The organism is Streptomyces sp. NBC_00322 (genome assembly GCF_036147535.1).
GTDB lineage: Bacteria > Actinomycetota > Actinomycetes > Streptomycetales > Streptomycetaceae > Streptomyces.
The window spans coordinates 3,400,288-3,413,935 of record NZ_CP108019.1 but is presented as its reverse complement, the minus strand read 5'-3'; the positions used below and the strand labels follow the sequence as shown (position 1 = coordinate 3,413,935).

General features: G+C 69.7%; 12 protein-coding genes. 4 read left to right on the top strand and 8 right to left on the bottom strand.

Going from position 1 to position 13,648, the window contains the following annotated elements; genetic code table 11:
* Positions 1 to 51: 51 nt before the first annotated feature.
* From OG905_RS15240 to OG905_RS15225, 4 genes are all read right to left on the bottom strand, one after another.
* Positions 52 to 1,536 carry a catalase gene (locus OG905_RS15240; protein WP_443043948.1) on the bottom strand — a complete coding sequence of 495 codons (1,485 nt, stop codon included), beginning with the start codon at positions 1,534 to 1,536 and terminating at the stop codon, positions 52 to 54.
* Between the two features lie 87 nt (positions 1,537 to 1,623).
* Positions 1,624 to 3,474 carry a SpoIIE family protein phosphatase gene (locus OG905_RS15235; protein WP_328669990.1) on the bottom strand — a complete coding sequence of 617 codons (1,851 nt, stop codon included), beginning with the start codon at positions 3,472 to 3,474 and terminating at the stop codon, positions 1,624 to 1,626.
* A 351-nt stretch (positions 3,475 to 3,825) separates the two neighbouring features.
* Positions 3,826 to 4,503 carry a cytidylyl-2-hydroxypropylphosphonate hydrolase gene (fomD, locus tag OG905_RS15230; protein ID WP_328669989.1) on the bottom strand — a complete coding sequence of 226 codons (678 nt, stop codon included), beginning with the start codon at positions 4,501 to 4,503 and terminating at the stop codon, positions 3,826 to 3,828.
* Positions 4,504 to 4,562: 59 nt separating this feature from the next.
* The gene (locus tag OG905_RS15225; RefSeq protein ID WP_328669987.1) at positions 4,563 to 5,957 is read right to left on the bottom strand and encodes a class II fumarate hydratase; all 1,395 of its coding nucleotides are present in this window, start codon (positions 5,955 to 5,957) and stop codon (positions 4,563 to 4,565) included.
* Positions 5,958 to 6,063: 106 nt separating this feature from the next.
* Here OG905_RS15225 and OG905_RS15220 point away from each other — a divergent pair, with 106 nt between their 5' ends.
* Positions 6,064 to 7,584 (top strand): ricin-type beta-trefoil lectin domain protein, encoded by a 1,521-nt coding sequence (locus tag OG905_RS15220; RefSeq protein ID WP_328669985.1) that lies wholly within the window; start codon positions 6,064 to 6,066, stop codon positions 7,582 to 7,584.
* 163 nt (positions 7,585 to 7,747) lie between these two features.
* Here the strand turns inward: OG905_RS15220 and OG905_RS15215 are convergent, their stop codons facing one another.
* Positions 7,748 to 9,415 (bottom strand): fumarate hydratase, encoded by a 1,668-nt coding sequence (locus OG905_RS15215; RefSeq protein WP_328669982.1) that lies wholly within the window; start codon positions 9,413 to 9,415, stop codon positions 7,748 to 7,750.
* Between the two features lie 259 nt (positions 9,416 to 9,674).
* On the opposite strand from OG905_RS15215, the gene OG905_RS15210 reads away from it, so the two are divergent.
* Complete coding sequence (locus OG905_RS15210) at positions 9,675 to 10,331, top strand: DUF1707 SHOCT-like domain-containing protein (RefSeq protein WP_328669980.1); 657 nt, start codon at positions 9,675 to 9,677, stop codon at positions 10,329 to 10,331.
* A gap of 152 nt (positions 10,332 to 10,483) precedes the next feature.
* Positions 10,484 to 10,837 (top strand): WhiB family transcriptional regulator, encoded by a 354-nt coding sequence (locus OG905_RS15205; RefSeq protein WP_328669977.1) that lies wholly within the window; start codon positions 10,484 to 10,486, stop codon positions 10,835 to 10,837.
* 96 nt (positions 10,838 to 10,933) lie between these two features.
* On the opposite strand, the gene glpX is transcribed toward OG905_RS15205, so the two are convergent.
* Positions 10,934 to 11,965: a class II fructose-bisphosphatase gene (glpX, locus tag OG905_RS15200; protein WP_328669976.1), complete on the bottom strand. Its 1,032-nt coding sequence runs from the start codon at positions 11,963 to 11,965 to the stop codon at positions 10,934 to 10,936.
* 132 nt (positions 11,966 to 12,097) lie between these two features.
* Between glpX and OG905_RS15195 the strand changes: the two genes are divergently transcribed.
* On the top strand, positions 12,098 to 12,613 hold the full coding sequence (locus OG905_RS15195; RefSeq protein ID WP_443044070.1) for a DUF4245 domain-containing protein: 516 nt from the start codon (positions 12,098 to 12,100) through the stop codon (positions 12,611 to 12,613).
* A gap of 63 nt (positions 12,614 to 12,676) precedes the next feature.
* On the opposite strand, the gene OG905_RS15190 is transcribed toward OG905_RS15195, so the two are convergent.
* Together OG905_RS15190 and OG905_RS15185 are read right to left on the bottom strand one after the other, a co-directional pair.
* Positions 12,677 to 13,267 (bottom strand): malonic semialdehyde reductase, encoded by a 591-nt coding sequence (locus OG905_RS15190; protein ID WP_328669972.1) that lies wholly within the window; start codon positions 13,265 to 13,267, stop codon positions 12,677 to 12,679.
* Between the two features lie 131 nt (positions 13,268 to 13,398).
* Positions 13,399 to 13,641: an exodeoxyribonuclease VII small subunit gene (locus tag OG905_RS15185; RefSeq protein WP_328669969.1), complete on the bottom strand. Its 243-nt coding sequence runs from the start codon at positions 13,639 to 13,641 to the stop codon at positions 13,399 to 13,401.
* Positions 13,642 to 13,648 lie beyond the last annotated feature (7 nt).

Below are 13,648 nucleotides of genomic sequence, written 5' to 3'. Positions count from 1 at the left end.
GACAGTGCCGCGGATCGTCCGATCCGCGGCACTGTCATGTGCGGTGCGGGCTCAGCCGCCGTTCACCCGGCTGGCGATACGGTCGCCCAGCTCCTTGTCGATATTGCGCCAGTACTGCAGCGCCCGGTCCACAACCGGCCGGGAGACGCCCGCGAGCAGATGCCCGCTGACATTCGACACCAGCCGGTCACGGGCCGCGTCGTCGAGCACCTGGCGGACCATGGTGCCCGGCTGGCCCCAGTCGTCGTCCTCGCGGTGCAGCGTGTACGCCTCGCGCACCATCTCGCCGGCCTCCGTCGCCCAGCCCGCCGGCTCGCCGAAGTTCCCCACGTCGGCCGCCGGGCCGCCGTAGGAGTTCGGGGCGTAGGGCCGCGCGGTGTTCGCGGCCTCGTAACGCATCGGGCCGTCCTTGGCGTACGAATTCACCTGCGAGCGCGCCCTGTTGGGCGGCAGCTGGTTGTAGTTAGGGCCGATGCGGTACCGGTGGGTGTCCGGGTACGAGAAGAGCCGGCCGAGCAGCATCTTGTCCGGCGACGGGCCGATGCCGGGCACCAGGTTCGAGGGCTCGAAGGCGGCCTGCTCGATATGGACGAAATAGTTCTCCGGGTTCTTGTCGAGCGTCATCCGGCCGACCTCGATCAGGGGGTAGTCGCCGTGCGGCCACACCTTGGTCAGATCGAAGGGGTTGAAGCGGTAGCCCGGGGCATCCTCGAAGGGCATGACCTGGACGTTCATAGTCCAGCTCGGGGCGTTGCCGGACGCGATCGCGTCGTACAGATCGCGGCGGTGGACGTCCCCGTCGCGGCCGGCCAGATCGTCGGCCTCCGCCTGGGTGAGGAAGTCGATGCCCTGGTCGGTCTTCACGTGGTACTTCACCCAGAACTTCTTGCCGCCGCCGTTGACCCACAGATAGGTGTGCGAGCTGTAGCCGTTCATGTGGCGGTAGTTCTTGGGGATGCCGCGGTCGCCCATCAGCCAGGTCACCATGTGCGCGGACTCGGGGGACAGCGTCCAGAAGTCCCACTGCATGTCGTTGTCGCGCAGCCCGCTGTCCGGGCGCCGTTTCTGCGAGCGGATGAAGTCCTGGAACTTCTGCGGGTCGCGTACGAAGAAGATCGGCGTGTTGTTGCCGACCAGATCGTAATTGCCGTGCTCCGTGTAGAACTTGAGCGCGAAGCCGCGGGGGTCGCGCCAGGTGTCCGGGGAGCCCTGTTCACCCGCGACCGTGGAGAATCGGGCCAGCATCTCGGTCTGCTTGCCCGGCTGGAACAGGTCGGCTTTGGTGAACTGGCTGACGTCATTGGTTACTTCGAAGATCCCGTACGCTCCCGCGCCCTTGGCGTGGACCACCCGCTCGGGGACCCGTTCCCGGTTGAACTGGGCCATCTTCTCGATGAGGTAGTGGTCCTGGAGCAGGATCGGGCCGTCGGCGGTGATGGTGAGCGAGTGCTCGTCGCTCTCCACCGGGATGCCGGAGTTGCTCGTCGTGTACGGAGTCTTGGGGGATGTCTCGGTCACGAGCGTCCTCCCATCCATAAAAGGGACTGTGGTCGCTTCGGCCGTGTGCTCCAGTCAACTCCGCAGCTGCGATGTGGGCAACCTTGGACGAGGTCCAGAATTGGGCTACGTATGGGTAGGCAGCTCGAACCAGACAACCTTGCCGGTCGACAGGCGGGTGGCCCCCCACCGCCTGGCCAGCCGGTTCACCAGGAACAGTCCGCGTCCGCCCTCGTCGGTGTCCCGCGCCCGCCGCTGTCTGGGCAGCTGCGGCGAGTCGTCGCCGACCTCGCAGCGCAGTACGTCCGTACGCAACAGCCTCAGCGTCACCGGCCGCTCCGCATACCGCACGGCATTGGTCACCACCTCGCTGACCAGCAGCTCCACCGAATCGCTCAGCTCCTCCAGGCCCCAGCGGGCCAGTGCCCTGCGGGCCAGGCGGCGGGCGCGGCTCGGGGCGGCGTCCTCCGGCTCCAGGAACCAGTACGCGACATCACTTGGCGCGATCCCGTCGAAGCGGGCCGCGAGCAGCGCGATGTCGTCGTCCCGGTCACCCGGGCCGAGCATGTCGAGCACGTCGTCGCACAGGGCCTCCAGCGGCGGGGAGTGGTCGGGCCCGGTCAGCTGGGCGGTGGCGGCAAGACGCTCCCTCAGCTGCTCGATCCCCGTCCACACATCGCGCAGCCGGGACTCGACCAGGCCGTCGGTGTACAGCAGCAGGGTCGCGCCGGCCGGGGCGTCCAGTTCCACGGCCTCGAAGTCCACCCCGCCCACGCCGATGGGCGCTCCCGGCGGCACGCGCAGCACCTCGGCCCGCCCGCCCAGGTGCAGCAGGATGGGCGGCGGGTGGCCGGCGTTGGCGATGGTGATGCGGTGTGCGACGGGGTCGTAGACGGCGTACAGGCAGGTCGCCATCCGGTCGGTGCCCAGCCGCTGGGCCTGCTCGTCGAGGTGGTGCAGGACCTCCTGCGGTGGCAGGTCGAGCCCGGCGAGGGTCTGTGCGGTGGTCCGCAGCTGGCCCATGATCGCGGCCGAGGTCATGGAGTGGCCCATGACATCGCCGACGACCAGTGCCACCCGGCTGCCGGGCAGCGGGATCGCGTCGTACCAGTCGCCGCCGACGCGGGCCGTCTCGGCGGCCGGCAGATAGCGCGAAGCGAGCCGGACACCGGTCGGCTGGGGCAGCGAGTCCGGCAGCATCGTGCGCTGCAGCTCGTCGGCGATGTACGCCTCGCGTCCGTACAGCACGGCCTTGTCGATGCCGAGGGCGGTGTGGGTCGCCAACTGGGCCGCGACCAGAAGGTCGTTGGGCTCGAAGGCGGGCCGGTCGGGACGGCGCAGGAAAACGGCGGCGCCGATCACCCGGCGCCTGCCGCGGAGCGGGGCCAGTATCGCGCGATGGCCGCTGGGCACCGTACGGCCGTCGCCCAGCAACTCGGGCAGCGCGGCCCGGGCCGCCGCGGAGTCGCCGAAGACCGGCCGCACCCCGCGCAGCACCTCGGAGAGCGCACCGCCGGACCGCACCTCGCACAGCTCTGCGGTCGGCGAGAGGTCGGTCTGCGGGTCCAGGACAGGGATCGGGACAGCGGTGCCGAGATCGGCGTCCTCACCGGCTAAACGCAGCCTGTCGGTACGGCGCAGGCGCAGTACGAACGGCGAAACGGGCCGCTCGTCGCCCACCGGCAGCGGGTCGCGGAGGTAGACGAGGATCGCGTCGGAGAAGGTCGGCACGGTCGCCCTGCACAGCCCGAGGACGATCTCGTCCAGATCTATCCCGCGTGCGATGCGCCGCGTCGCCGCGCCCACGAAACGCAGCCGGTCGCCTTCGCGGCGCGCCGTCCCCGCCAGGTCCTGCGGGGGACCGGCCGGCGAGGGCACGGCCGATGGGCCGGGCGCCTCCGATCGCGGCCGGGTGCGTTCGTGCGGCCGGGCAGCCAGGGGCTGCCGGCCTTCGTGGGAGGTGGGCTGCTCCGTCACTCGTGGGGTTCCGTCCGTCCGGGCCGGTTGTGCGATGCGATCACCTCGTGGAGCGGTGCTGTGCTACCTCGGGGGATAACCCCCGAGCCCCCGGGCGAAACAACCGCTCTGCGGGCGGCGTCGACAGGATGGCGGGCATCCGGCACAGCTCCACCCCCTCGGCACTGCCTCGTGATGACTTACGGTCAGGTCGTGTGCTGCGCTCAACGGTTGCCGAAACGGCGCAGCCTTGCGGACGACGATCCTACGTTTGCCCCCAGGGGGCGCATCAAGAGTCTCATGAGGTCGCATGTGCCGGAGGGTGTTCCCGTACCGGAACCAGCCACACCGCTCATCGCCCCCGCCGCGGACTCAGGACGTGAGCTGCGCGGGTCTTTGGTCCCAGTCCGCGGGCAGCTCGGGAACCCGCCAGGAAGGATCGGGCCGCCAGTGCTCCCAGCCGTCCGAGAACGGCGCTCCCCAGGCCCTGATGACCTCCACGGCCGCCTCGCCCGCCTCCCGCACCCGCGCCGCCTTCTCCGCGTCCATCAGGCCGACGAGCTGGGCCTGGCCGAACTCGTCCTCGTCGTGCCAGCGCCAGCTGCGGTCCGGGTGCACCGAGAGGTCCAGGAAGTGGTCCTCGGAGTCGACACCGCCCGCCCAACGCGCGCGTGGCTCTTCGAGGTTGACGTACCAGTTGCGAAAGCGCCAGCCGCGATCCCAGAAGAGCCACACCGACCACGGCTCCCCGGGCCGCGCCAGCTTCAGCACGCCCGCGCCGGACCAGCGGGCGCGGGTGACGGTGCGCGGAGCGGTGTAGCGGGTGGCGAGGGGCTCCTCGTGGACCGGCGTGCCGTCGGCGAGCACCGGCTTCACGCACTCCGTGCCCGGCGCCATCCACACGGCGAGCAGTTCCGCGGCGTCCTCCACGACGGTCACGGGGCGGCAGATGTGGACGGCGGCGCCCGACAGGTCCGGGGCATGGCCGCGATAGCGCCAGAGGATGTGGTCCCCGGGCGTCCAGCGTGCGATGCGTTCGATGCCTGTCATGAGCAGAATCTTAGGAGGACGGCCGGGGTCCTGCTGCGACCCAGGTCACGGCTGTCCGGTCACGGATACGTCATACGCAGCACGTCGAGGGCCTCGTCGAGCTGCTCGACGGTCAGCGCTCCACGCTCCACATAGCCGGACTCCAGGACGACCTCGCGGATCGTCTTGCGCTCGGCCAGTGACTTCTTGGCGACCTTGGCCGCCTCCTCGTAGCCGATGTACTTGTTCAGCGGGGTGACGACCGACGGCGAGGACTCGGCGTACTCCCGGGCCCGCTCGACATTGGCCGTGATGCCGTCGACGGTACGGTCCGCCAGCAGCCGGGAAGCATTGGCAAGCAGCCTGACCGACTCCAGCAGATTCCTGGCGATCACCGGGAGCATCACGTTCAGCTCGAAGTTCCCGGCGGCGCCGGCCGCGGCGACGGTCGTGTCATTGCCCGTCACCTGGACCGCGACCATCAGCACGGCCTCGGGGATCACCGGGTTGACCTTGCCGGGCATGATCGACGAGCCGGGCTGCAGGTCGGGGAGGTTGATCTCGGCCAGTCCGGTGCGCGGGCCGCTCGCCATCCACCGCAGATCGTTGGAGATCTTGGTGAGCGAGACGGCGACGGTACGCAGCTGGCCCGAGGTCTCGACGAGCGCGTCACGCGCGCCCTGGGCCTCGAAGTGGTTGCGGGCCTCGGTCAGCGGCAGCCCTGTGGCGCGGGCGACCTCGGCGATGACCTCGGCCGAGAAGCCGGGCGGGGTGTTGATCCCGGTGCCCACCGCCGTACCGCCCAGGGGGAGTTCGGCGAGGCGGGGCAGCACGGACTCTAGCCGTTCCACGCCGTAGCGGATCTGCGCGGCGTAGCCGCCGAACTCCTGGCCCAGCGTGACCGGGGTGGCGTCCATCAGATGCGTACGGCCCGACTTGACGACGGCCGAGAACTCGGCGGACTTGCGCTCCAGCGAGGCGGCCAGATGATCCAGCGCCGGGATCAGATCCCGCGTCACGGCCGCCGTCGCGGCGACGTGGATGGAGGAGGGGAAGACGTCGTTGGACGACTGGGAGGCGTTCACGTGGTCGTTGGGATGGACCTCGCGGCCGAGACGCTCGGTGGCGAGTGTCGCGATGACCTCGTTGGCGTTCATGTTGGATGACGTCCCGGATCCGGTCTGGAAGACGTCCACCGGGAAGTGCTCGTCCCAGCGGCCGTCCGCGACCTCGGCGGCGGCGTCGGCGACGGCGCCCGCGATGTCCTTGTCGAGCACGCCCAGTTCGGCGTTGACCAGGGCGGCGGCCGCCTTGATCCGGGCCAGGGCCTCGATATGGGCCCGCTCCAGACGCTGGCCGGAGACGGGGAAATTCTCCACGGCCCGCTGGGTCTGGGCCCGCCACTTGGCGTGCGCGGGGACCCGCACCTCACCCATGGAGTCGTGCTCGATCCGGTACTGGTTCGCGTCAGTCATCTCTCTCGTGCCTCCCGAAAAGATGAGCACTTGTCTTGTTCCGTCTATTCCCATCTGCGCTACCGGCCAGTAAATACCCCAGTCAACGACAAACCGGGGAGGCGCAATGAGGCGCACGAGACGAAGACTTCGCTGTACGGTCGCGGCCGCGGCCGCACTGGCGGCCGGACTTGGCGGGATGACCACCACCGCTCGGGCCGCTGCCGACGAGACGCGAGTGGCCTTGTCCGTACCGCTCCCGCCCGAGCTGGAGTCCATCCGCGCGGCCGAGGCCGTCAAGCTCTACGGCAGCCCCGCCGAACGCCCGCACGCCGAGCGCAGGACCGGCCTGATCTCGCTCGGCGACAGCGAGATCTCCGGCGAGGGCGTCGGCACGTACGAACCCGGCACCAACGGCCCCGACAACTGGTGCCATCGTTCCCCCGACGCCGCCATCCACCGTACGGGCATCGCGGCGGACGTCACATACAACGTCTCCTGCTCCGGCGCGTACACCGGCAACATCAGGATCGGCGGCTCGAAGCAGTACGCCGACGAGCTGGTCCAGAGCGACAACCTCGCGATCAAGGCGCGCAACACCCGTATCAAGATGGTGCTGTTGGTGGCCGGAGCCAACGACGACCTGCAGTTCGGTCCGGTGATGACCGACTGCGTCACGCGCTATGTGCTGATCCAGGGCCCCTGCGAGCCGAAGTACGCCCCCGGCTGGCAGGCCCGCGTCGACGGGCTCGTCCCCAAGGTCGAGCAGACGGTGCGCGACCTGCGCACCGTGATGCACGACGCCGGCTACGCCGACGGCGACTACAAACTGGTCGTCATGGGCTACCCGAGCCCCATCGGCCCGGACTTCCGAGACAACCCCGGCTTCCCCGGCAAGCTGATCTGCGGCGGCATGGGCTACGACTCCGACACCGTCTGGGGCCGCAACACGGCCGTCCCCGCCTTCGAACGCGGCATGCGCAGGGTGGCGCAGTCCACGGGAGCGGTCTACCTGGACAACTCCCGGCTCTTCCACGGCCATGAGGTCTGCATGGAGGACACCTGGGCGCGCGGACTGTACATCGACCTCTCCAACCCCTTCCCGCCGGACTCCAATTCGGTCCGCCAGTCCTTCCACCCCAATGTGCGCGGGCACGCGGCCTTCGCGTCCTGCCTGACCCAGCTCTACAACTCGGGTCTGCGCGAGGCGAGTTGCGCTGACGTCGCGTCCAGCGGAAAGCCCGCGCTGTACGCGGGGGCGTGGGACGACGCGTACAGGCCGCTGAGGAACGAGGCGACGGGCACGTGCGTGGACGTCGCGGGTGCGGTGAGCCGCAACGGGACCGGCGTCGTGGGCTGGGACTGCCACGGCGGGCGCAACCAGGGATGGTGGTACGACGAGGCGCGCAGATCACTGCACACGGAGCTGACGCAGGACAGGTGCCTGGACGTCCCCGGCGGCAGCTATACGGCCGGTACGGCGGCGATCGTGTGGAACTGCCACGGCGGCGCGAACCAGCAGTTCGTCCGCACGGGCGGGACGGTGCGGCCGGCGTCGGCGACTGGGCTGTGCCTGACGGTGGCGGCGGCGCGGGATGCGGTGCGGTTGCAGCCGTGCACGGGCGCGCCGAACCAGCGCTTCGACTGAGGCTGTCTGGGGGCTCCGCCCCCGGACCCCCGCGCCTCAATCGCCGGCGGGGCTGAATATCAGCCCGTCCGGAGATTGAGGACACGCCCGAAGGGCGTACGGGGTTCGGGGCGGAGCCCCGATTCGGGAAGGGGCGGGTAGGGGACAAGGCCCGCCGCAGGCGTTACGCCAGCCCCGGCCCCCGCACCGGGATCGACGTGAACGTCGGCGCCGGCGCCGGCTCAGTGAAGAAGTCGTTCCCCTTGTCGTCCACCACGATGAACGCCGGGAAGTCCTCCACCTCGATCCTCCACACCGCCTCCATCCCCAGCTCCTCGTACTCCACGACCTCGACCTTCTTGATGCAGTCCTGCGCCAGCCGCGCCGCGGGCCCGCCGATCGAGCCGAGGTAGAAGCCGCCGTGCGCCCCGCACGCGTCGGTGACCTGCTTGGAGCGGTTGCCCTTGGCGAGCATGACCTTCGAGCCGCCCGCCGCCTGGAACTGCTCGACGTAGGAGTCCATACGGCCCGCCGTCGTCGGGCCGAAGGAGCCGGACGCGTAGCCCTCGGGCGTCTTCGCGGGACCGGCGTAGTAGACGGGGTGGTCCTTCAGGTACTGCGGCATCTCCTCGCCCGCGTCGAGGCGTTCCTTGATCTTGGCGTGCGCGATGTCGCGCGCCACGACCAGCGGGCCGGTCAGCGAGAGCCGGGTCTTGACCGGGTACTTGGTGAGCTCGGCGAGCACCTCGTCCATCGGCCGGTTGAGGTCGACGCGCACGACGTCTCCCGCCTCGTCCAGGTGCTCGTCCGTCGTGTCCGGCAGGAAGCGCGCCGGGTCGGTCTCCAGCTGTTCCAGGAACACGCCCTCCGCGGTGATCTTCGCGGTGGCCTGGCGGTCGGCCGAACAGGAGACGGCGATCGCGACGGGCAGCGAGGCACCGTGCCGCGGCAGCCGGACCACGCGCACGTCGTGGCAGAAGTACTTGCCGCCGAACTGCGCGCCGATGCCGATCTTCTGGGTGAGCTCGAAGACCTTCTCCTCCAGCTCCTTGTCGCGGAAGCCGTGGCCGGTGGGGGAGCCCTCGGCGGGCAGCTCGTCGAGGTAGTGCGCGGAGGCGTACTTCGCGGTCTTCAGGGCGAATTCGGCGCTCGTACCGCCGACGACGATGGCCAGGTGGTACGGCGGGCACGCGGCCGTGCCGAGCGAGCGGATCTTCTCCTCCAGGAACTTCATCATGGAGGCCTCGTTCAGGACCGCCTTGGTCTCCTGGTAGAGGAAGGACTTGTTGGCGGAGCCGCCACCCTTTGCCATGAAGAGGAACTTGTACGCGCCGCCGTCGGTGGCGTACAGCTCGATCTGGGCGGGAAGGTTGGAGCCGGTGTTCTTCTCCTCCCACATGGTGAGCGGAGCCATCTGCGAGTACCGCAGGTTGAGCTTGGTGTACGCGTCGTAGATGCCGCGGGAGAGTGCTTCCTCGTCGCCGCCCTGCGTCAGGACGTTCTGCCCGCGCTTGCCCATGACGATTGCCGTGCCGGTGTCCTGGCACATCGGGAGCACGCCCGCGGCGGCGATGTTGGCGTTCTTGAGCAGGTCGAGCGCGACGAACTTGTCGTTGGAGGAGGCCTCCGGGTCGTCGATGATGCGGCGCAGCTGCGCGAGGTGGGCGGGCCGCAGATAGTGCGAGATGTCGTGCATGGCCTCGGCGGCGAGCTTGCGCAGCGCCTCCGGCTCGACCTTGAGGAACGTACGGCCGTCGGCCTCGAAGGTGGAGACTCCCTCGGCGGTCACCAGCCGGTAGGGCGTGGCGTCCTCTCCCAGCGGGAGCAGATCGGAGTACGCAAACTCTGGCATTACGGCCATTCCTCACTCGGCAGACAGCGACGCGGCCTCCATTGGCAGCGCGCCCTCCAGCGTAGAACGCGGTTCGCTGCCGCGGTCTGTGAGGTAAGGCTCACCCGGAGCCCCGGCGGTAGGCGGCGCGCCCGACCCCGGGCAGGGTCCCAGGTCGTGTCTTCGAAGTCCCGGCTGCCTGGCCCGCCCTTCGGGCGGACGACGCTACTTTGAACACACTCCCTAGTCGCGATCTATCGCGTTTCGCTACGCTGAATCCGTGGACCTCGACAAGCACTCCCAGAAGCCGGCCCCCGCCGAGCCCGGCGACGCCATCCGTGCCTCCGATGCCGACCGCGACCGGATCGCGGACATCCTCAGGGATGCCCTGGCCGAGGGCCGGCTGGACGCCGAGGAGCACTCCGAGCGGATCGACGCCGTCTACCGCGCCAAGACGCTCGGCGAACTCGAGCCGCTCGTCCGGGACTTGCCCGCGACCCGTAAGCGCCCCGATTCGCCCGCGTACGCCTACGGGCCCGACGAGCCCGCCGGACCGGCCGAGAATCTGGTCGCCGTCTTCTCCAGCTCCACCCGCAAGGGCCGCTGGCGCGTCGGCCGCCGGACCAACGCCTTCTCGCTCTTCGGCACCATCGAGATCGATCTCACCGAGGCGCTGTTCGGGCAGCGGCTGACCGTGATCAACGCGACCTCCATTTTCGGCAATGTCGAGATCCGCGTCCCCGAGAACATCTCGCTGCGCGGCAGCGGCACCGGTTTCTTCGGCAACTTCGAGGTGCTCACCCTGGAGGCCGCCGACCCCGAGGCCCCGGTCGTCGTCGTCAACGGGTATTCGGTTTTCGGCAATGTCGAAGCCAAGCCGAAGCGGGGCCGGTTCATCGCCGATCTCCATGACCGCCTGCGCAAACACCTCGGCTGACGGCTCCGCCCCGGAGCGCTTTCCGGCCGCGAGCGCCCATCCCGCAATTCCGTACCCCGGAACTCAGTGCCACTCAGTGAATAGGCGTGCGCACAGCGGGTAGGGAGTGCTGCATCGTCTCTCGCTCGCGAAGCCGTCGTCAGGAGTAGACCGTGCTGCAACTGCCGCATCAGTCCTTGCAGGTGACCGCCCTTCCGCCCCAGCGGATTCCCGCTCGGGAAGATCAGGCCGGACCCTGGCACGCGGAGGCGGTGTGCCGCCGGGACGAGGCCGGACTGTTCTTCGCCCCGTCGAAGGAGCCGACGGCCGCGCGGCTGTCGCGGGAGGAGGCTGCGAAGCGGGTCTGCGCCCGCTGTCCGGTGATGGTCGAGTGCCGGGAGCACGCGCTGCTCCAGCCCGAGCCGTACGGAGTGTGGGGCGGACTGACGGCCGCCGAGCGCCGTGTGGTGCTGGCCCGTCGCAGGCGGCGCGAGGTCGAGCTGAAGAAGCCGGCGTCGGCGGCCTGATCCGGGCGAACTCCGCCTGAGACGCGTACATACGGGAAGGGGCGCCCCACCGCACATGGGGCGCCCCTTCCCGTGTCTGCCGCTCCGTCGCGCGTACTACTTCGCGCGGTCGAAGTCGATCGCGCTGTACGCACGGAGCTTGGACAGCCGGTGCGTCGAGTCGATCCGCCGGATCGTGCCGGACTTGGAGCGCATCACGAGCGAGGACGTCGTGGCGGTCTCCGCGCGGTAGTGAACGCCGCGCAGCAGTTCGCCGTCCGTGATGCCGGTGGCGACGAAGAACACGTTCTCGCCGCTGACCAGGTCGTTCGTGTGCAGCACCCGGTCCAGGTCGTGCCCGGCGTCGAGCGCCCGCTGCCGCTCGGCGTCGTCCTTGGGCCAGAGCTTGCCCTGGATCGTGCCGCCGAGACACTTGATGGCGCAGGCGGAGATGATGCCCTCGGGCGTGCCGCCGATGCCCATCAGCATGTCGACGCCCGTGCCCTCGCGTACGGCCATGACCGAGCCCGCGACATCGCCGTCCGAGATGAACTTGATGCGCGCGCCGGTCTCGCGGATCTCCTTGACGATGCCCTCGTGGCGGGGGCGGTCCAGGATGACGACAGTGACGTCCTCGGGGGACATGCTCTTGGCCTTGGCAACCCGGCGGATGTTGACCGACGGCGGGGCGGTGATGTCGACGAAGTCGGCCGCTTCCGGGCCGACGACGAGCTTGTCCATGTAGAAGACCGCGGACGGGTCGAACATGGTGCCGCGGTCGGCGGCGGCCAGGACGGCGATGGCGTTGGGCATGCCCTTCGCGTTCAGGGTGGTGCCGTCGATCGGGTCCACGGCGATGTCGACCTCGGCGCCGGTGCCGTCGCCGATCCGCTCGCCGTTGTACAGCATCGGGGCTTCGTCCTTCTCGCCCTCGCCGATGACGACGACGCCGTTCATCGAAACGGTGGCGACAAGGGTCCGCATGGCCCGGACTGCCGCGCCGTCCGCGCCGTTCTTGTCGCCGCGGCCGACCCACCGGCCCGCGGCCATGGCGGCGGCCTCGGTGACCCGGACGAGCTCAAGGGCGAGGTTGCGGTCGGGGGCCTCGGGGGAGACCTCGAGCTGGGACGGGAGAGAATGCTCGGTCATCGGAGCGCACCTTTCTGTACGACGACGGCCGGAAAAGAGGGTGATGCGACTCTATCCGTACGTCGACAAATTGAGCAGAGGGGGCCACGTTTGAGCACGCACCCTTGATGCGACGATGGGGGCGTGGCAGGTATGCGAGGCAGACAGACGGTGCGCGACATGGTGCTGTCGATGGCGGTGATCGGCGCCGTCGTCGCAGTGATCTATGTATTCATTCCGCACGACGAGAAGGCGGACCCGATCAAGGCGGTCGACTACCGCGTCGAGCTGCTGACGGCACGGCGCGCGGCGCCGTATCCGGTGGCGGCCCCGCAGGGCCTGACCAAGGAGTGGAAGCCGACCTCCGTCTCGTACAAGGGAGCCGACGGCGACGCCTGGCACCTGGGCTTCCTGGACCCGGATGGCGAGTACGTCGCCGTGGAGCAGTCCACTGCCCCCGCCGGGAAGTACATCCCGCAGGTCAGCCAGCAGGCCACGAAGACGGGCCGCACCCAGCAGATCGCGGGCGTGACGTGGCAGCGCTGGGAGGGCCCGAAGTACGACGCGCTGGTGCGCGAGGACAAGGGCTCGACGACGGTCGTGACGGGCACGGCGTCCGACGAGCGGCTGGCGTACTTCGCCGCCGCGCTGGAGTCCAAGAAGACCTGACGGGCGTACGGCAAAGGCCGCCGCACCCCGGAGCGGGGTGCGGCGGCCTTTTCGTGCGACGGCTCAGACGGTGGTGACGACCTCGTCGTACGCCAGGCGCGGCGAGCGCGGGAACGAGGCGTCCTCGCCCGGCCTGCCGATGTTGACGATCATCAGCGGGGTGTGGTCACCGTCCAGGAACTCCTTCTGGACGCCCGCGAAGTCGAAGCCGGTCATCGGGCCCGCGGCCAGACCAGCGGCGCGGACGCCGACGATGAAGTACGCGGCCTGCAGTGCGGCGTTGAAGCCGGCGGCCTGCTCGCGGACCGGGCGCTCCGCGAAGAACATGTCCTTGGCCTGCGGGAAGGCCGGGAACAGGGCCGGAAGCTCCTCGTGGAACTCGTTGTCGGCGGCCAGGATCGCGACCAGCGGGGCGGACGCGGTCTTCGCCCGGTTGCCCTCGGCCATGTGCTGGACCAGACGCTCGCGGGCCTCCTCGGAGCGGACGAGGACGACGCGCAGCGGGCTCTGGTTGAACGCGGTCGGGCCGTACTTCACGAGGTCGTAGATGGCCTGGACCTGCTCCTCGGTCACCGGCTCGTCGGTGAACGTGTTGGCGGTGCGGGCCTCGCGGAACAGGAGGTCCTGGGCGGCGGAGTCAAGGGCGAGCGTCATGGGGGCGTACCTTCCGGGGCGTGCAGATGTTGACGCCCGGTCCAACCGCACCCCAGTAGATTAAATTTCAACTACAGCCCGATGGTGACCCGCCTCACACCGGAGACCGGTCCGGGTGGCCCCTGACCTGCTCAGTCCTCGGTGTCACCGGCCGCTGCGTCCTGGTCCTCACCCTCGGACAGTGCCGCGTCGAGGCGCGCGCGGGCGCCCTCCAGCCAGTGGCGGCAGACCTTCGCCAGCTCCTCGCCGCGCTCCCACAGAGCCAGCGACTCCTCGAGCGTCGTGCCACCCGCCTCCAGGCGGCGTACGACCTCGATCAGCTCGTCCCGCGCCTGCTCGTAGCCGAGCGTGCTCTCTTCCGTCTTGGCTGCCATGCCGCCC